The organism is Chryseobacterium urinae (assembly GCF_030518295.1).
Taxonomy (GTDB): domain Bacteria; phylum Bacteroidota; class Bacteroidia; order Flavobacteriales; family Weeksellaceae; genus Chryseobacterium; species Chryseobacterium mucoviscidosis.
In genome coordinates, this window is sequence record NZ_JAULSJ010000015.1 from 22,731 (window position 1) to 41,577 (window position 18,847).

Consider the following 18,847-nt stretch of genomic DNA (forward strand, 5'->3'; position numbering starts at 1 on the left):
ATATATATTTGTTTTCAGAAATTTTCAACAAATATGTCAAATTATTCTAAACAAACCAATTGGGGACAATTTATCCCATTGGTTACTGTATTTTTTTTCTGGGGATTTGTGGCGGCAAGTAATGACATTTTGATCCCGGTTTTTCAAAAAGCCTTTAATTTATCTCAAACCGAAAGTATGCTTGTGCAGATATGCTTCTATGTGGCATATACAGTGGGCTCTTTGATTTATATGCTGGTCTCTGCGGGATTAAAGCAGGATCTGGTAAATAAAATAGGCTATAAAAACGGGCTTATCGTAGGGCTGCTTATTTCCGCAGCGGGAACTTTACTGTTCTATCCGGCTGCGAATATGCATTCCTTCCCTTTAATGATCTCCGGATTATTTATCGTGGGGCTGGGCTTCTCATTGCAACAGATTGTAGCCAATCCTTTAGCGATTGAAGTAGGACCTTCGGAAACAGGTTCTCAGAGATTAACAATGGCAGGAGGAATCAATAATCTTGGAACCACAATCGGGCCCCTTATAGTTTCTTTTGCGATCTTCGGATCTGCAGCAGCAGCGAATAATGATGTAAGTGTTGAAAGTGTAAAAGTTCCTTATCTTATTCTTGGGGTTGCGTTCGTTTTAGTTGCAATTATGCTTAAATTTTCTTCTCTGCCGGCGGTAACGCCTACCAATACTGAAGAAAGTAAAGAGGATCTTATAAAAGGAGATCACAGAAAATCAGCTTTTCAATATCCTCAGCTAATTTTAGGGATGATCGCAATTTTCGTGTATGTAGGTGTAGAGGTTTCCACAGCATCTAATCTTCCTGCGTATATGGAAAAAAGCTTAGGTTTCGAAACAAAAGATGTAGCACCTTATATCTCTTTATACTGGGCTTCTTTAATGATTGGCCGATGGACTGGTGCCGTTGAAGCTTTTGACGTAAGTGCAGGTTTCAAAAAAATCTTAAGATTTTTAGCTCCTTATCTTGCATTTGGAGTATTCTTACTGGTAAATGCCATTGCAAAGCACGATCTGTCTCATTTCTATGTTTACGGATTGATTATTATTGCAATGATTATCTGCGATATTATGAGTAAAGGAAATCCTGCAAGAATGCTTTTGATCTTTTCGGTTGCAGGTATTACCGCTTTACTGATTGGTATGTTTACAAAAGGAATGGTTTCTGTATATGCCTTCACCACTGTAGGTTTATTCTGTTCTACGCTTTGGCCTTGTATTTTTGCTCTTGCGATCAACGGTCTTGGAAAACACACCAACCAGGGTTCCGGATTCCTGATCATGATGATTATGGGAGGAGGAATTGTAAGCTTTATTCAGGGGTATGTTGCCGATATGACGAATATTCACTTCAGTTATATTGTAGGAGTAATCTGTTTTGCTTATCTTGCTTTCTATGCAATAAGAGTAAGCGGAATTTTGAAATCTCAGGGAATTGATCTTGACAAAATCACAAAAGGCGGTGGTCACTAAGAATACAAATATATTATATAAGAAAAGGTTTTGGGCAGGTTTATTACTTGCCCAATTTCTTTTGTTTTATGTCTTCTCGAAATCTGAAATTATGATTTCTTTTTTTGAAACTTTATTTGAATTTCAGAAAACGGTTCATCAGATGATCTTTTCATGGATTCCTTTTTCCTTTGGAGATGTACTTTATATTTTGCTGGGAATTTTTCTTGTGTATTGTATCATTACATCATTTAAAAAGAAAAACAGGAATTCTTCTTTTTTAAAAATATTAATGAGCATAAATATCTTCTATTTTTCGTATCAGATATTCTGGGGAATGCTCTATTTTCAGACTCCTATTATTAAAAAGCTACCAAGCCAGAAAGAACCTACTGTTGAAAAGGCAAAAGTATTGGCTTTAAAATATCTCGCGCGATGCAAGGAAACACGAAAACTGACTTCCGAAGATAAAAACGGAATTTTTATTCTGAAAGATTTAAAAGCCGTTCAGGAAGAAATTCTTCATCAGCAAACAAAACTTCCAAAAAACATTTCGGATAAAAAAGCTTCTGAAATTAATTCCTTCAAACCAAGTTTATTTAAGAGTGTGATGAATTTCACAGGAATTTTGGGATATTACAATCCGTTTACGGCTGAAGCGCAATATAATTCACAATTACCGAATACGCTTATTCCGTTTACTTCTGCACATGAAAGTTCTCATCAGCTTGGTTTCGCCAGAGAACAGGAAGCAAATTTCGTGGGATATCTCATCGGGATTCATTCGGAAAATACAGATCTGAGATACAGCACAGAATATTTTACCTTAAAAAGCCTGTTGAATTTTATCGCAGATAAAGATCCGGAATTTGTAAAATCTGTTTTGAAAAACTATTCTCCGGAGATGAAAAAAGACAGAGCTTATGAAAAGGCTTTTGTTCTGAAACATCAGGGATTGCTGGACGACTTTTTCGGCTTTACGAACAACCTTTTCCTGAAAAGCAATCAGCAGGAAGGTACGGTTACCTACTCCTATTTCATTGATCTTCTGATGAATTACGAAAAGGAATAAAAAACAAAAGAATCGTATCAGGCGATACGATTCTAAAAACACAAATGATGAAAAAAAATTTATTACCTTGACTTGTTCCCTCATTCAAGGCGATGTAAAAGTACGATATTTTTCAGAAATACAAAAGTAATTTTACTTTTTTTAAAAACTTTATGAAAACTTTATGAATTTTTAAGTTTTTTTGAGTTCATCTGATTTTTTTTGATTCAGAATAAATTTGTGAATGTGTTAAATATTTTTCCTATCTAATTTTTTTTAAATACTGATAAAATAAAAGCATCTGGATCCAAATGTTTTTATATTCAGATGAATTTCAGATTAAATCATGCAATGCCTTACACTGTTCTTCTTGATAACAATTCGAAGATGTTAAAGTTGACTGTCCGACTATCTTCAGAGAAAAATTTGCTGGATTTTATTAACAGTAAATAGTAAAATAGCACATATCATTTATAAAATTAAATATAAAACATTCATAAGCAATAAAATAACCATAAATCACGTTAAAATGAAAAAAGTATTTGTTTTTTTCAAACATCTGCTTATTTTAGATGAAAAATATTAATATGCTATTGGACAAACTCATTAACTATCTAAAACTCGACAAACAGGAGTTTCTTTTTCAGTTCAACTCACACCCAAATTATCCTTCTGCTTTAGCTTTCAGCGACACATTAAATTTCATGGGCGTACGAAATGATGCGTACGAATTAGATAAAGAATATTGGGATGAACTTCCTGAAGAGTTTATTACCATTGTAGATAATTCTTTTTCGCTCGTTAAAAAAAACGGCACACAATATTCCATTTATTCCGATAAAGCAAAGACTTTAAATAAAGAAGAACTGCACAAAAAATCCACAGATTTTGTTTTGCTGTTTGAAAAAGATAAAGTTGAGCAAAAATCAATGACAAGCTACAAACCTTATATTTATGCTATTTTTGCGGTTGTTTTAATCTATTCAGCAATTAATTTAGCTTGGTATGAAGCGGTTTTCAATGTTTTATCATTGGTAGGAGTGTATATTTCTTTAGAACTTTTCAATCAGAAATTTGGAAATACTTCTACCGTTATCGGAAGTATCTGTGGAGATACAGCAGGAAAACAGGCAGTAAATTCCTGCAGCAAAATCATTACTCAGGATAAGACAAGCATTTTAGGGCTAAAGTTCTCAGATTTTTCTCTGATCTATTTTGTTGGACTTACCATTTTAGGATTGTTTCTTCCTGCAACTTCACTTATTATTAAAGGTTTTACCTTTGCTTCGGTTATTGCAATCGGCTATTCTTTATATGTTCAGGGATTTGTTGAAAAAACTTTTTGCCGTGTCTGCCTTTTGATTATTTCTGTTTTAACAGCCCAGATTTTAATCAGTGTTTTGCTTTTTCCAATTATCTCTTTTGGTCTGAAAACCGCTTTACTTAGTATTATTTTATGGATTGCTGTATTTTCAATGGTTTTGTATTTAAACAATACACTTGAAGAAAGAGAAACCCTGCAAAAATCGAATGCAAAAAATTTAAGATTCAAAAGAAATTATGAACTTTTCAAAAGAGAACTATTAGAAAAAGAAAAAATAACATTTTCTGATAATGAAACCTTTTTTGTAGGAAACAAAGATGCCAAATTACATTTATCGATTGTTTCAAATCCATACTGTGGATTTTGTAAAGATGCTCATAAAATTGTAGAAACTTTACTTACTAAATATCCAAATGATATTTCGGTGCAGATGAGATTTAACTATTCTCCGGATAAACAGAACGAGAAATTCACGAATCTGATTTCAGATTTCATGTATACCTACCGAAATAAACCATCTCAGGAGTTTTTACAGCTTATAGAATATTGGTTTGAAAACAAAGACGAAAATAAAGTAAGACAAAAAGCAGGAACGAATTCCGCTCAGGAGGATCTTACTCCTCTTGTGGAAATGTCTGCCGAAAACAGAAATGCTGGATTAAATTTTACGCCAATCATTTTGATCAACGGTTATAAGTTTCCGGATAAATATGATCGTGAAGATATTTACTATTTTATTGATGAATTGTCTGAAGACGAAGAAATTTAACGGGTAATTAATTTTTGTAATGCAAAATTCACTAATTTAGGAAAAATTTAAAGCGGAATCCGAAAAGCTTAAAAAGAGTAGGAATTTAAAACAAATTATTATACAATGAAAAATCTAAAGAAAATTTCAAGAGAAAATTTGAAATCTGTAAAAGGAGGAATTACCAAAGAATGTGCTGATGGACAAGCTGCGTCTGTAAAATGCTATATTTCACAATCTGAATGTACTAATGATCCTGATTCCGGAGGTTTCTGCATTCGCTATTGTAATAGATACTGCTATTAATTTTAACTAATAATTAAAAAATGGAAAATCTAAAAAAACTTTCAAGAGAAAACTTGAAATCTGTAAAAGGAGGTGTAAAAGAAGGATGTCCTGGACCAAAATCACCATATTATCGTCCATATGCTACACAAGCAGAGTGTGAAGCAGCCACAGGAAAAACCTGCTCATATTCAGAAGAAAGCTATTGTTTTCCTGCAGGATGGAATGCGGATCTTCTATAAAAATTAATCAATTAATTTTTTGAAAGAAATAGTTGTCGTCGAACCGGCGACAACTTATTTATAAATAAAAACGTCAATCATTGAAATCTTTTCCTTTCTATCGTCAACCAGACTCCAAAGACTGCGGTCCTACCTGCCTTCGTATTGTAAGCAAACATTATGGCAAAAGTATCTCGCTCCAACAAATTCGTAACCTTTCAGAAACGACAAGGGAAGGAAGCAGTTTACTCGGATTGAGTGATGCTGCGGAAGACCTTGGTTTCCGCTCTTTAGGAGTTCAGATTAATTTCGAATCTTTAGCGGAGGAAGTTCCGTTTCCGTGTATTGTTCACTGGAATAAAAATCACTTCGTAGTTGTTTATAAAATAGACAAAAACAACAGAGTTTACGTTTCTGATCCGGGTTATGGACTGATTACTTATACCAGAGAAGAATTCATCAAGTTATGGATTGGTGAAAATGCCAATGAAAAAACAGAAGAGGGAATTGTACTTATTTTAGAAACCACCCCTGCTTTTTTTCAGACAGAATTTGATGATCAGGAAAGTAAAGCCAGTTTTTCTTTTCTTTCAAAATATGTATTGAAATATAAATCACTGGTTATCCAGCTTGCAGTAGGGCTTTTGGCAGGAAGTTTACTTTCTCTGATTTTTCCTTTCCTTACCCAGAGTATTGTAGATGTCGGTATTCAGAATCAGGATCTTAATTTCATTTATCTTGTCCTTTTAGCACAGGTGATGCTTTTTATGGGAAGAATGGGAATTGAGATGATTAGAAGCTGGATTTTGCTTCATCTTTCAGCAAGGATCAATATTTCTATTATTTCCGATTTCTTTATCAAACTCATGAAGCTTCCGATCAGTTTCTTTGATACGAGAATGACCGGAGATATCATGCAGAGAATTAATGACCATCACAGAATCGAGCAGCTTCTCACAAGTTCTTCGCTGAACACCCTGTTTTCATTAGTCAATCTTATTATTTTCAGTATTGTACTGTTGTTTTATGATTACAGGCTGTTTATCGTTTATCTTATCGGAGCGGCAGCTTACATCGGATGGATCAGTTTTTTCCTGAGTAAAAGAAAAGAACTCGATTACAAAAGATTTTCGCAGGTTTCTCAGGAGCAGAGCAAAGTAATTGAGCTGATCAATGGAATGCAGGAGATTAAAATGCATAATGCCGAGAAACAAAAAAGATGGGACTGGGAATTTCTACAGGTGAAATTATTCAAGCTGAGAATAAAATCTTTGTCTTTGGAACAATGGCAGTCCGTAGGAGGAAACTTTATCAATCAGATGAAAGATATTTTTGTGAGTTTCCTTTCTGCAAAATTAGTACTTGACGGAAATCTTACCTTAGGAATGATGCTTTCTGTTCAGTATATCATCGGGCAGTTAAACAGTCCATTGCTTCAGCTGATCGATTTCATTAAACAATTTCAGGATGCTAAAATTTCTTTGGAAAGATTGGGTGAAATTCATGATAAGGATGATGAGGAGAATAAGGAAGAGCAATATTCCCACGAAATTCCGGAAAAAGATATTCTGGTGGAAAACGTTTCATTCAGATATACCGGCTCCGATGTTCCGGTTTTTGAAAATCTTACATTGAGCATTCCTTTTCAGAAAACGACAGCCATTGTAGGAGCCAGCGGAAGCGGAAAAACGACACTTTTGAAACTTTTAATGAAATTCTACGAACCTTCTCAGGGAGAAATCCGATTGGGAAATACAAAGCTTAACAATATTTCCCCTAGATTCTGGAGAGACCATTGTGGAGTGGTTATGCAGGAAGGCTATGTATTCAATGATACTATTGCCAATAATATTGCTGTTGGGGAAGATTATGTGGATAAGCAAAAATTGAGGAGATCCGTAGAAATTGCCAACATCAAAGAATTCATAGAAGAATTGCCTTTAAGCTACAACACAAAAATCGGAAATGAAGGTTTGGGAGTGAGCGGCGGGCAAAAGCAGAGACTTTTCATTGCAAGAGCGGTTTATAAATCTCCTGATTATATTTTATTTGATGAAGCGACTTCAGCACTCGATGCAAACAATGAAAAAGTGATCATGGAAAATCTCGAACAGTTTTTCAAAGGAAAAACAGCAGTTGTGATCGCCCACAGGCTTTCCACTGTAAAACACGCTGATAAAATCATTGTTTTGGATAAAGGAAAAGTAGTAGAAGAAGGGAATCATGCGGAATTGGTTGCTCTGAGAGGAGAATATTACCGATTGGTGAAGAATCAGTTAGAACTTGGAAATTAAATTTTAGGTATATCATATAGCGAAATCCGAAAAGCTTACAGAGTAGGAATAATTTAGAAAATCAAATTTTATGAAAAAAATGAAGAAACTAACAAGAGAAAATCTCAAAAATGTAAAAGGAGCAGGTGGTCCCACATATCCGGACGACTCTATTTATTATTGCCACTGCGGCGGTACCGGATGGTACATCGTGGAGGAAAAATCATGTATGGATATTAATGGGAACTATTTTCCACCTATTTGCCAGTAATTCAATTTAAATCACATTTAAAATTACTATGAAAAATCTGAAAAAATTATCACGTAAAAATCTAAAAAATCTGAAAGGAAGCGGAGGCGGATTTTCGGGTGAAGGTTTAGGAGGTGGAGATTGCGGAGATTATTTCCCACAAGATCCTCCAATGCCGGGAGAACCATATAACTGCGGCTGCAATTACCTTGCATGGTGCGAAAAAATGTCTGCCTGCGTACACATGAATTTTTATAGTGCAGAAAATTGTCATCTTTAATACAAACTAAAACAAATTTTAATTATGAAAAATTTAAAGAAATTAACAAGAAAAGATTTAAAAGATCTTAAAGGAGGAGGATTAAACGATTGCGGAGCATATTTCCCGCCAGAACCACCTCTTCCGGGAGAACCGTATGATTGTGGCTGCAACCTTATGTGGTGCTCAAAAAGAAGTGCATGTATTCATCAGAATATGTACTCTCCGCAAATCTGCGAATAATTTGAAAATTTTAGATTTCAACTTAAATCTAATATATAAAACAGCAATCTTCTTAACGGAAGATTGCTTCTATTAAAATATGGAAAAAGACATTTTAGATAATATTGAGCTTCGTTCTGAAAGTGTTCAGGATATTCTTACCCACCCTCCTCATTGGATGATCCGTTGGGGAAATACCATTATATTTTTGATTTTAGTGCTTATTTTAATCATGAGCTATATCATCAAATATCCGGAATTTATTCCTGCGCCTATTATTGTGACTTCACAAAATCCACCGGAAAAATTAGAAGCCAGAACCAATTCTAAAATTGAAAAGATATTTATCAAAGATCATCAGGAAGTTAAAAAAGATCAGGTATTGATGGTCATGCAGTCATCTGCAAACTATAAAGATGTTCTTGCATTAAAAAAAATAATAGATTCTTTATCTCCGAATCAAATATCATCATTCCCACTCAGTGAAGCCTCTCATTTCAAATTGGGAGAACTTCAGGGAGATTATAACAGTTTTGCAAAAGCTTTTCAGGATGAGGCTTTATTTACGAGATTACAGCCTTATGCTCCGGAAAATCTTGCCGCTAATCAAAGCCTTTCCGAATATAGAGTAAGAATTGCTACTACCAAACAGCAAAAAAGCCTTGAGCAGGCGAAATATGAGTTGACCAAAAAAAATTACATCCGTTCTCAGGAGTTATTCAACCAGGGAGTTATTTCCTCCATGGAGCTTGAAAATGAAAAGATAAAATACATACAGGCGCAGCAAAATTTAGAAAACATCAATATTTCTCTTTCACAGATGGAAGAAGGAATTTCTAATTTAAATAAAACAAAAAGCGGAACAGCGATAAATACAGAAAAAGATAAAATTACCTACTCTTCCCAGACTTTACAGCTTTTTGAACAATTGAGAAAATCGCTGAAGCAGTGGGAGCAAAATTATCTTCTTATTTCGAATACGGATGGTATTGCCAGTTTCCAACAGTTTTTCGGAGAAAATCAGTTTATAAAAGCAGGAGATGCCGTTTTATCTATTCTTCCTAAAAACCGGGAAAAATTAGTCGGCAGAATGTCTGTTCCGGCAACAAATTCTGGTAAAATTGCTTCGGGTGAAAAGGTATTAATTAAACTCGACAATTACCGCTATCAGGAATATGGGATAGTAGAAGGAAAAGTACAAAATATTTCTCTTTCTCCAGATAAAGATGGAAATTACTATGTAGATGTACTTCTCCCGAAAGGATTAAAGACCAGTTATAACAAAAATTTAGTTTTTGATAAAGAATTAAAAGGAAGTGCGGAAATTGTTACTCAGGATCTGAGATTGATTGAGCGCTTCTTTTATCAGATGAGAAAATTATTAGGATATCAAAGCTGATACAAATATAGAAACCGGAACGCCATTGTTTCGGTTTTATTTTTTGTATTTCGTTTAAAATAGCTGATTTTTATAGATAGAAAACTATGGCTTATCAAATAAAAAGGTTTCAAGAAATATCTCGAAACCTTTTATTCATCTGTAGCGAAGACGGGAATTGAACCCGTGACCTCAGGGTTATGAATCCTATTTATCTTGGTCTGTTTTGCCCTACTTTGCCCTAAAATGGGGCGTTTTCGCCAACTTGAACTTCCAGCATAAACCAAGATAAACCATCATAAACCGCCATTTGTTGTACCCATGTTGTACCCAAAATTCCGCATTAATTCGACATTTTCTCTTGCAAGGATAATTTTTGTTGTGTAATTTAGCTGTATAATAAAGCCGTGGAATACTGAATATTTAGTCAAAATATCAACCACAATCTTTATAGAGTTTTAACTCTTTTAATTAATTTTTTAAAAGTTTCAAACACTTAAATACTTTTATTTATGTCGACTATTAGTGCAATATTACGAAAAAAAGCCAACAAGCAAGGGCAATATCCCATTTATCTTCGGGTTACCAAAGACAGAAAATCTACTTTCATTAATCTTGAACAATACATCAACAAATCGGATTGGGATGAAAAAACAAAGCGAGTCAGGAAAAGTCATCCAAATTCTGTCAGGCTTAACAATTTAATTTCAAAAAAAATTGCAGAAGCTGGAGAGAAAATCATTGAAATGGATGTCGGAATGGAAAAACAAAAACAGGATGTTAAAGCCATTCGAAAAAAACTGATCAATGCAGATAATGATTTCTTTACGGTTGCCGAACATTATCTTAACAATTTGGAACGACTGGAAAAATTCAATCAACTGAATGCTGATAAACCTAGAGTCAATTGTTTCAAATCCTTCCTCAAATGCGAGAAGTTTCCTTTAGAACAAATTACTGTTCCGCTTCTCAAATCTTTTCAAACCTATCTTCTTCTTGAAAAGAAACTCTCCCAAAGAACCATCACTAATTATTTAATTATCATCCGAACCATTTATAATTCTGCGATTAGCGACGGAATTGTTGATGTGAAACACTACCCTTTCGGAAGAAATAAAGTTCAAATTAAATTTCCTGAAACTCAAAAAGTAGGCTTAACAGAAGAAGAAGTTAAAAAATTTGAAGATTTAGATTTGGAATTGGGTTCTAAAGAATGGCATGCCCGAAATGTTTGGCTCTTTAGTTTTTATTTGGCGGGTATTCGTGTGGCTGATGTTTTGAAAACAAAATGGTCTGAAATACAAGATGGAAGATTACAATACCGAATGAATAAGAATCAAAAATTGGTATCGCTTAAAATTCCTGATAAAATTTTGATGATACTTTCTTATTATGAAAAAGACAAAACTACGAAAGACGATTACATTTTCCCTGAATTAAAAGGCATTGACAAGAAAAACAAAAAAGCAATCGTAAGTACTACGAGTAATGCTGATAAAAACCTCAATAAGTATTTAAAACGAATTGCGAAACTAGCTGGAATTGATAAAAAAATTACGATGCATATTTCCCGTCATACTTTTGGAAACATATCGGGAGATAAGATTTCAATTCAAATGCTTCAAAAATTATATCGCCACTCCTCTATCACAACGACTGTGAATTACCAATCTAACTTTATTCATAAGGATGTGGATGATGCTCTGGAGAATGTGATTGGTTTTTAATTTTTCTCTTCCAAAACAAAAATCCCCATTTTAAAAATAGGGATTTTATTGTAGTGAATTTTTAGTTCTTTCCTGCTTCAACGCTCACTTTTCTAAATTCTTTCATTAACTTGGACAGTTCCAGCGCCGATTTTCTTGCTCTTGTTCCTGCTGCTTTGTTTCCTTTTCCTGATTGCTGTTCTGCTTCTTTAGAGAACGCTTCAAACTCTGCGTTGATTTTTTCGATTAATTCTTTCATTGTTCTTGATATTAAAATTTAAAATTGGATTGCAAATATAGAATATTATGAGAATTTTCTATTTCATTGCAAGGTAATTTATCCATTTTTACGTTTGTAAAATTAATACTCCATTGAAATATAATAGGTATTATCCCCAAAAATAAATTTTCAAAATCGCATTTAGAATATATAGACTTTTGCTAAAACAAATAGTTTTTCTGTTAAGTCTTTTCAAATGGGTTCTTAATGTTAGATTTTTTCGTTCAATGTGATTAATTCCTCTAAACTTTGTTGAATGAATTTCGGGTCTTATGAGATAATTGTAATTCTTGAGCTTATCTGTAATATTTTTTTCAGCTTCTGAAAGCTCCAAACTTGTTATTACTTTCTTAAGAGTTTGATTGGTTCTTCTTCCTACATGAAAACTTACAACTTTATTAGTTTGCTTTTCTAATGCATACACAATCCAGATAAGTTTGTCTTTTCTTTTAACATAAGTTCTCATTTCATCTACCTGATAGGTTTTTCCTTTTGGAATAGAAGGTTGAACAATCTTTTTAGCAATCGTGATAATTCTAGTCAATAAAGTGGTTGGGGAAATTTTCAACAATCTTGCAGTGCTTCTTATACCCGTTCCTTCCTTGGTCAATGCAATAATATCATGGTCAATTCCAAATCGATATGCTTGATAAGTGTAAAAATCCAAAACCTTTTGTTGCAATTTTTACAAAAGTATTGTTGCTTTTTGGTTTTTGTTTTTCCATTTTTAATAATTTTTGAAGAGTAACAACTAGGGCAAATTTTGGTGTCACTAACTTTGGAACACCTATTATGGTTTTCAATCATTTGCGATATGTATCTTCAACAAAATAAACGAGAGCAAGGTTATCTTACTCTCGTTTTTATAAATCAAATCTCAATTAACATTGAAAATCAAATGATTATATTTATAAAATTAAATATCACTAACTTTGAAACACTACCGAATTTCCTCTTTCATTGCAAGATTAAATTTCTTTTCATTTCTCATTATCTATACTCTAAAAACTATAATTGTAGCCAAAAGTACAGGTCATTTCATTTAGATTTGGGTTTTCAATTGCTTGATCTGTATTCCTGAACATTTGGATAAAGTTCAGATTAAAATTATGCTTTTTCCAAGGCATATAATTCGCACCCAATCTAAAATTCATTACGTTAATATTAGCAGTCGAGCTTCCCGAATGGTTATAGGATGCTCCAAAATTAGTTTTTAGCTTTTCATCTTTCAAGAAAGATTTGGTTACATTTATACCAGGCCCCCAAATGGTTGAAACTTGTGAAGCAGCGTATGTGTGGGTAAAATTAAAAGAAGTCGCAATATTCATTTTCTTTTCAGGAAAACCTAAATTGTAATTCATATTGGCATTATGAAATCTCGACAATCCGCCTCTTCTTACGATACCGTTTTCTCTATTAACCATATCATTCAATGAGTAATTAAAATTAATATTCTGAACTTTTTCTTTCGTGTTGGAAAGGATATAATTTACATTGATATTGGTATTCTGTGAAATCTGTTTGTAATCGATTGAGTCTTTTGGCTGTTGGATGATCAATGGATTATCATTGATCGTATTGAACTGATTCAGTTGTCTGCTGGTAAACATGGTGAAATTAGAATAACTTGCGGTAATCATCAATTTATCCGAGGCTTTCAGATTGGCATTAATCGCACCTACCCAGCGACTGGTCTGCTTTGCTTTTTTGCTGTCCAAATTATCTCTTTGTCTTCCTATGTTTGCAGAAAGTGATAATTTATCTTTCAACATCGTGAAAGAAGAATTGAGCGTAATGTTTTCTAAATCATTATTAAAATAATAAGCTCCTAATGTTCTGTATCCAGGATCTATTTTTTCGTATCGGACGCCTATCATTCCTTTTTTCAATTTGAGATTAACCCCTCCGTTATAAGCGGAATAGCTTTCCATAGAAGAATTGGGAGAAAGAAATTTAGAAGCAATTCCTTTTTTTATAGTACCGTTTGGTGTCGCTCTTAAATCATTAATGACAGAGGTATTGGCATATTCTCCGAACGCCTCAAGATTTTTATCTAGTTTAAAACTTCCGGTCATTGAAAGTACCAAGTTTTCCTGTGGCAAAACTCCTTTTGCATCAGGTGCTGTGTTCAGAGAACCTACATCATCTTTTGCATAAAATCCAATTAATCCTAGCTTATATCTTTCCTTGTCCCATTTCAAATGAGCACCATATCCCATTCTTTTGTACGCAGGAATGGTGTTGGGATTTCCGTTATCTTCTACAGCTTTGTTGAGCCTTCCTGTCATTAAAGCAACTTTCAATGGTATTTTCGGAGTCAGTTCCAAACCAGCACCAGTAAATAGCAACCCATTGAATGTATAGGGAGAAAAAGTCATATTGGCATCTCCAATATAAGCTTTTACCCATTTGTATTTTGGGGCAATACTAATACGATTAAACTTAAATGGCACCTGATAACCCAATTGGCTTCCCTGATTGGTAAAGCTGTATGATATGGGCATTGACCATTTGTACAAGCCGAGATTCAGATTTCCGTTCAGGAAATACGTAAACGGTTCTCTTCCGCTGTATACATTTGAATTATAAAAAACAGAATTAGCCGAAATCCCTCCACTGATTTTAAAAGGATTTTTCTTCAGTTCTTCTTTTGTTTTTTTTCCTAAATTTTCTAAATCTACTTCCTGGGCTTTATAAAAAGTAGAAGCTGAAATTAACAATAATAATGCAATCCTTCTAGTATAAATCTTCTTCATAAAAAACATTATGGTTGTTTTTGAACTTTAATATCAACTAATATGTATGAGCTTGCTCCTGCCTGTACAAAATCTTTAATTTTTATTGCTCCTTTTCTGCCGTCCTCTGTTTTAAACAAAATCACTCTTGGAACTACTGTATTATTAAAAGGTGTTTTTCCTGCATTAGTTTCATTTATAGTAATGGAATTAAAGTCACTTCCCTGATTAATCGCACCAAATCCCGAACTGGTTAGTTGTGTTCCTACCAATTCTTGTGAATTGACGATTTTACTATGAGTAGCATTCGGAATTGAAGCAAACGCTGTATTCTGAACTTCGTCTGGAGATACAAACTGATTGTAACTAAACGAAGAATTTAGTCCGAAAAAACCAAAATCTATTTTAGAGCCGTTTGTCGCAGTAACCTCTCCTTGTTTAATAACTGTACCTAAATAGGAGGAAAAAAAACATCCTACCGTAGAATGAGCAGTACTAATTCCTAATTTTATGTTGTTGAATGAAAGCAAATTGGTATTTGGATGTATAGTAACCTGCTTTTGAAGGATTTTGGTTTCTTTATCATTCGTCGCTTTTAAAATAATGCTGTATGTACCAGCACTTCCGAATTGAATATCAGGATTTGTCGCTGTAGATAAAGAGGGTGTTGCTCCTGCTATTTCCCATTCATAGGTATATGCATTAGTTGACAAATTATTCAGATGAAGCAACAGAGGTGCTTCATAGTCATTGTCAATAGGATCTACACTCCAGTTGAAATCTACCGTCATTGCGGGTTGTATGGTTACTGTTTTTTGAGTGGAATAGGTTTCCAATCCATTAGAAATTGTCAGTTTGATAACATGATCTCCCGGTGTTGTAAATACCACACTCGGATTTTGAGCATTAGAAGTTGCTGGATTTCCGCCATCAAACTCCCATAAGTATTGCGTAGCTCCTAATGATTTGTCTACCATCTGCAAAGTTACCGGAGAAATATCGCTTCCCTGCATCTGCCATTCAAAATCGACTTTCATAGCAGCATCAGCTTTTACCTCTATTGTTTTTTCTTCTTCATTGCCGTCTTTGTTGGAAGCTTTCAACTTTATTTTATACACTCCTGCCGCAGCATACGTAATAGGTTGTGGGTTTTTCTCTGTGCTACTCGTAACCGTTGCTCCTTCAAATGACCATTCGTAAGTATCGGCTCCTGTAGATTTGTTGGTAATTTCTACTTTTACGGGTACGGAATAATCATTGTTAACCACTTTTATAGTGAAATCTGCCTTTACTGGAATTCCTTCTTCAACTGCACATGAATTGAATGTGATAGCGAGAATCACAAAAAGAATAACAGAATATATTGTCTTTAAATATTTATAAAAATTCATGGTTTGTATTTTATCTTTATCATCAATTATTTTTATTGTACAAGCATTCTTTTTACCAATACTTCATTACCTGTTTCCAGTATAATCAGATAAGTTCCTGCGGGAAGAGATGTATTAAATGGTACAACGAAATAAGCAGCTTTCGGCTGAGTAACCGCAGGATAGGCCTCATGAGAAACCATATCCACAATTCGGATTTTGATAGGATTTTGTACTCCCAGACCTACTAAAACTTTGAAAACTCCATTATTCGGATTTGGCAGAAGTGTGAATTCTGTTATATTAGAGGCTTTTGTAGGATTAAGTGTAACTCCTGAAGTATTTTCTTCAACAATCACTTTTTTGTAAAACGTTTTCACACATTCGCCCTGAATTCCTTTCAATCCAATTTCATAAGAACCCGAAACTGAGAATTTAAGTTCTAAAAGGTTATTTGTTTTCTGAACAACCTGAATATTATTACCCGTTGGAATTATCCATTCTACTGCTTGTGGCTGAGTTGGTGAAGTATTAACCAATACTACACTCGCTTCTGAATAAGCATGAGTTGCCAGCATAAACTGAGGATTCAACACTTCAGATGAATTCTTAATTTTTACACTGTCAGTCGCTGTACATCCTTTAGAATCTGTAATGATTACAGTATATGTTCCTGCCGCAGATAAAGTAATGGTTGCCGAATTACCAATCACATTTCCGTTCTGGTCTTTCCACTGGTAAGTAGCGAGAGGATCGTTAATTGCAACGTTATAGGTTTGTGTATCTCCTAAACATAAGGTAACATCTGCACCTAAATCTACGGTAAGCTGCACAGGATCAGTTAAGCTATATTGCTTGGTTGAAATACATCCATTCGCATCAGTAACAGTCATCGTATAAGTCCCAGCTGGAATTCCGATATTGTCTGTTGTGGCAGCTCCGTTAGACCAACTAATGGTATAAGGAGCTTTGCCTCCTGTAATATTGGTTTTAATTTCTCCGTTACTTGCTCCAAAGCAGATAGGATTTTGAACTAAAACATCTGTGATAATAATTTGGTCAGGCTGAATAACCTGTACATTACCTTTCACTTTGCAGTTTTTGGAATCGGTCACCAACACAAAGTAATTTCCTCCCGGCAGTCCTGTAACCGTTGGCGTGGTGTGCATCGTGTTCCATTCATAAGATAAACTTCCTGTTCCGCCCGTTGCATTCACCGAAACCATACCTGTATTCTGATTGTAGCACGAAATGGTATTGGCAGACATCGTAATGGCTAATTGTGGAGGAAAGGCAAAAGTATATGAAGCATCTGCTGTATTATTGTTCACATCATGTACCAGAACCTTGTAGGTTCCGACAGATTGGTTGCTCAGAATTTGCTGGGTTGCTCCCGGAATATCTTGGAAAGCTCCTCCATTGAGTACCTGCCATTGATAGGAATACGCTCCTACCCCTCCTGTAACAACCGCTTTCAATTTACCATCTTCAGCTTCATCAGGAACACCATTGTTGTCCAAATCTAACTTATAAGGGTAATCATTCGCAAAATTACAGGAAATCTGCTTTTCAATTTCTATTGTAGCAACTAAAGGAAAAGGTTGTTCTACAATAAATTCCTGCGAAATAATGCCACAATTGCCTAATTGGGAAGTAGCATTGACGTAATTTTTATCTTTTACGGTTAGGTAATAATTTCCGGCAGGAAGATTTGCGAGTTTTATGGTGTATGGATTATTTACCGCATCGGTTGTAATTCCTGTAGAGATAATAGTTCCGGTCGGGCTGTCTTTTCTCCATTCAAAATTATAGCTTCCATCGGTATTTGGTGTTCCACCTGTTACTCTTACCGAAATATAGCCATTGCTTAGTCCAAATCCTGTAGGCTGAACGATTTCAATATCAGTAGTTGGTAGGGAAATGGCTTCAGAAGGTTGAGTAATGGTAACGGTAATTTCTTTTTCTACACTCGTATTGTTTGGATCTTTCGCTACACATTGGTTAGAATCCCTTACTTTTATTTTATAGATTCCTGCACTTAGATTCTGAATTGCAGTATTATTTCCATTACTAAAATTAGTCCAATCCAAGAAAGGTTGTCCATCCTTTATGACTTTATACTGGTATTGATTTTGTCCGCCACCTGCGGTAAGATTTATAATACCGTCATTTCCCTGAAAACAATACACATTGGTTTGTGAAGTCATAGAAAAAGTAACCGGTGTAGGTTTTGTAATCTCAAAATTGATGGTATGGGTAGGACTGTCGGTATACGTTGCATTACCATTATATGTACCGAGTATATCCAATTTATACGTTCCCGGAGGAAGGTTTTGCAAGGTGTAAGAAGTGCTGGTCTGTAAATTACTGGTAATATCCTGATTAAGAACAGCTGCTCCTGTTACGGTATTGACCAAAGAGATTTTTAAAGTTTCACCAGAAATCAATGTTCTGTCAAAATTCAGTGTTGCAGTACCATCAGTAGTATCAAAACATCTCGTGGGTGTTACAGAACTTGTAGGAATATGTGGAGCAGACTGAATAAGTGTTAAAACTACGGGAGGAGAAACCGAAAGATAGATTCCACTAGTTAAACAAGATACTACTCGGAAATAAATATTCTGTCCTACATATTGTGTGTAATTTGCTCCGAAAAGATCTTTTGCCGAAACGCTTAATTTATTTAAGAGTGATAAAGAAGAATTAATATCCACCCAATTGATATTATCTACACTGTACTGATAGGTATATAAATTAGCCGCAAATCCTTGTCTTGCGTATAGATTTACCTTATCATCACTAGGTAAAAAAGTATTTGTGGCTCCTGTATCCGTTAAAGATAGTAAAGTATGAACAGGAGTAACTCTTGTTTTAAAGGTAATCTCAGACATTCTCGGAGAATTACTTGGCACTAAAAAACTCTGCAAGGGACAAGTAGTCAAAGTATTAGTGACATCATAGTTCGCGTCAGTACCTGATCTGAAGTTTACAAAACCAGACACACGAATTGAGACTGGGCGTTTAGACCTAATTATTGGTGGATTTAAATTCCAGTCCCATTCATCGTGTTCTTCTTCTGTAATATTTCTATAGTAAATTTGCTCTTCTGAATTATCTTCGTATTTAAGGGTAAGAGTTACATTAGAACTTGTGCTATTTTTAACCGGTTCTCTGATCTCAAACCTTAAATTATACAATTCGAATTTATATTCTGCCTGTCCTCCTTGTCCCCAAAGGAAAGCAGTATTCATAATCAATAATAAAAATAAAATCTTTTTCATTTT

At 34.4% G+C, this 18,847-nt stretch carries 16 protein-coding genes and 1 pseudogene; 12 read left to right on the forward strand and 5 right to left on the reverse strand.

The annotated features are described in order from the left end of the window. Window positions 1-33 precede the first annotated feature (33 nt). From QWT87_RS11220 to QWT87_RS11275, 12 genes and pseudogenes are all read left to right on the forward strand, one after another. The gene (locus QWT87_RS11220; RefSeq protein ID WP_302716149.1) at window positions 34-1,482 is read left to right on the forward strand and encodes a sugar MFS transporter; all 1,449 of its coding nucleotides are present in this window, start codon (window positions 34-36) and stop codon (window positions 1,480-1,482) included. A 91-nt stretch (window positions 1,483-1,573) separates the two neighbouring features. Continuing rightward, on the forward strand, window positions 1,574-2,533 hold the full coding sequence (locus QWT87_RS11225; RefSeq protein WP_302716150.1) for a DUF3810 domain-containing protein: 960 nt from the start codon (window positions 1,574-1,576) through the stop codon (window positions 2,531-2,533). Between the two features lie 551 nt (window positions 2,534-3,084). Continuing rightward, window positions 3,085-4,605 carry a thioredoxin domain-containing protein gene (locus QWT87_RS11230; protein ID WP_302716151.1) on the forward strand — a complete coding sequence of 507 codons (1,521 nt, stop codon included), beginning with the start codon at window positions 3,085-3,087 and terminating at the stop codon, window positions 4,603-4,605. A 105-nt stretch (window positions 4,606-4,710) separates the two neighbouring features. Then, window positions 4,711-4,890 (forward strand): bacteriocin-like protein, encoded by a 180-nt coding sequence (locus tag QWT87_RS11235; protein ID WP_185209507.1) that lies wholly within the window; start codon window positions 4,711-4,713, stop codon window positions 4,888-4,890. Between the two features lie 20 nt (window positions 4,891-4,910). After that, complete coding sequence (locus QWT87_RS11240; protein WP_185209509.1) at window positions 4,911-5,111, forward strand: bacteriocin-like protein; 201 nt, start codon at window positions 4,911-4,913, stop codon at window positions 5,109-5,111. Window positions 5,112-5,191: 80 nt separating this feature from the next. Then, window positions 5,192-7,384 carry a peptidase domain-containing ABC transporter gene (locus QWT87_RS11245; RefSeq protein ID WP_302716153.1) on the forward strand — a complete coding sequence of 731 codons (2,193 nt, stop codon included), beginning with the start codon at window positions 5,192-5,194 and terminating at the stop codon, window positions 7,382-7,384. 70 nt (window positions 7,385-7,454) lie between these two features. Next, window positions 7,455-7,634 (forward strand): bacteriocin-like protein, encoded by a 180-nt coding sequence (locus QWT87_RS11250; RefSeq protein WP_407933587.1) that lies wholly within the window; start codon window positions 7,455-7,457, stop codon window positions 7,632-7,634. Window positions 7,635-7,662: 28 nt separating this feature from the next. After that, the gene (locus tag QWT87_RS11255) at window positions 7,663-7,893 is read left to right on the forward strand and encodes a bacteriocin-like protein (protein WP_302716154.1); all 231 of its coding nucleotides are present in this window, start codon (window positions 7,663-7,665) and stop codon (window positions 7,891-7,893) included. Window positions 7,894-7,917: 24 nt separating this feature from the next. Continuing rightward, window positions 7,918-8,115: a bacteriocin-like protein gene (locus tag QWT87_RS11260; protein ID WP_076395219.1), complete on the forward strand. Its 198-nt coding sequence runs from the start codon at window positions 7,918-7,920 to the stop codon at window positions 8,113-8,115. Between the two features lie 79 nt (window positions 8,116-8,194). Next, the gene (locus tag QWT87_RS11265; protein WP_302716155.1) at window positions 8,195-9,493 is read left to right on the forward strand and encodes an HlyD family secretion protein; all 1,299 of its coding nucleotides are present in this window, start codon (window positions 8,195-8,197) and stop codon (window positions 9,491-9,493) included. Between the two features lie 491 nt (window positions 9,494-9,984). Beyond that, window positions 9,985-10,212, forward strand: a pseudogene (locus QWT87_RS11270) (Arm DNA-binding domain-containing protein); the annotation flags it as partial. A gap of 18 nt (window positions 10,213-10,230) precedes the next feature. Then, complete coding sequence (locus QWT87_RS11275; RefSeq protein WP_302716217.1) at window positions 10,231-11,199, forward strand: tyrosine-type recombinase/integrase; 969 nt, start codon at window positions 10,231-10,233, stop codon at window positions 11,197-11,199. A 61-nt stretch (window positions 11,200-11,260) separates the two neighbouring features. Here the strand turns inward: QWT87_RS11275 and QWT87_RS11280 are convergent, their stop codons facing one another. From QWT87_RS11280 to QWT87_RS11305, 5 genes are all read right to left on the reverse strand, one after another. After that, on the reverse strand, window positions 11,261-11,437 hold the full coding sequence (locus QWT87_RS11280) for a histone H1 (protein ID WP_302716156.1): 177 nt from the start codon (window positions 11,435-11,437) through the stop codon (window positions 11,261-11,263). 130 nt (window positions 11,438-11,567) lie between these two features. Beyond that, window positions 11,568-12,265 (reverse strand): IS1 family transposase gene (locus QWT87_RS11285; RefSeq protein WP_456237184.1). Its coding sequence is split into 2 segments (ribosomal slippage): window positions 11,568-12,124 and window positions 12,124-12,265, totalling 699 coding nucleotides; the frame shifts between segments, so codons are not numbered across the junction. 194 nt (window positions 12,266-12,459) lie between these two features. Then, window positions 12,460-14,214, reverse strand: a complete 1,755-nt coding sequence (locus QWT87_RS11295) for a TonB-dependent receptor (RefSeq protein WP_302716158.1) — start codon at window positions 14,212-14,214, stop codon at window positions 12,460-12,462. 8 nt (window positions 14,215-14,222) lie between these two features. Continuing rightward, window positions 14,223-15,584 carry a PKD domain-containing protein gene (locus QWT87_RS11300; protein ID WP_302716159.1) on the reverse strand — a complete coding sequence of 454 codons (1,362 nt, stop codon included), beginning with the start codon at window positions 15,582-15,584 and terminating at the stop codon, window positions 14,223-14,225. Window positions 15,585-15,616: 32 nt separating this feature from the next. Then, a complete protein-coding gene (locus tag QWT87_RS11305; RefSeq protein WP_302716160.1) occupies window positions 15,617-18,844 on the reverse strand; it encodes a hypothetical protein in 3,228 nt (1,075 codons plus the stop codon). Between the last annotated feature and the right edge of the window lie 3 nt (window positions 18,845-18,847).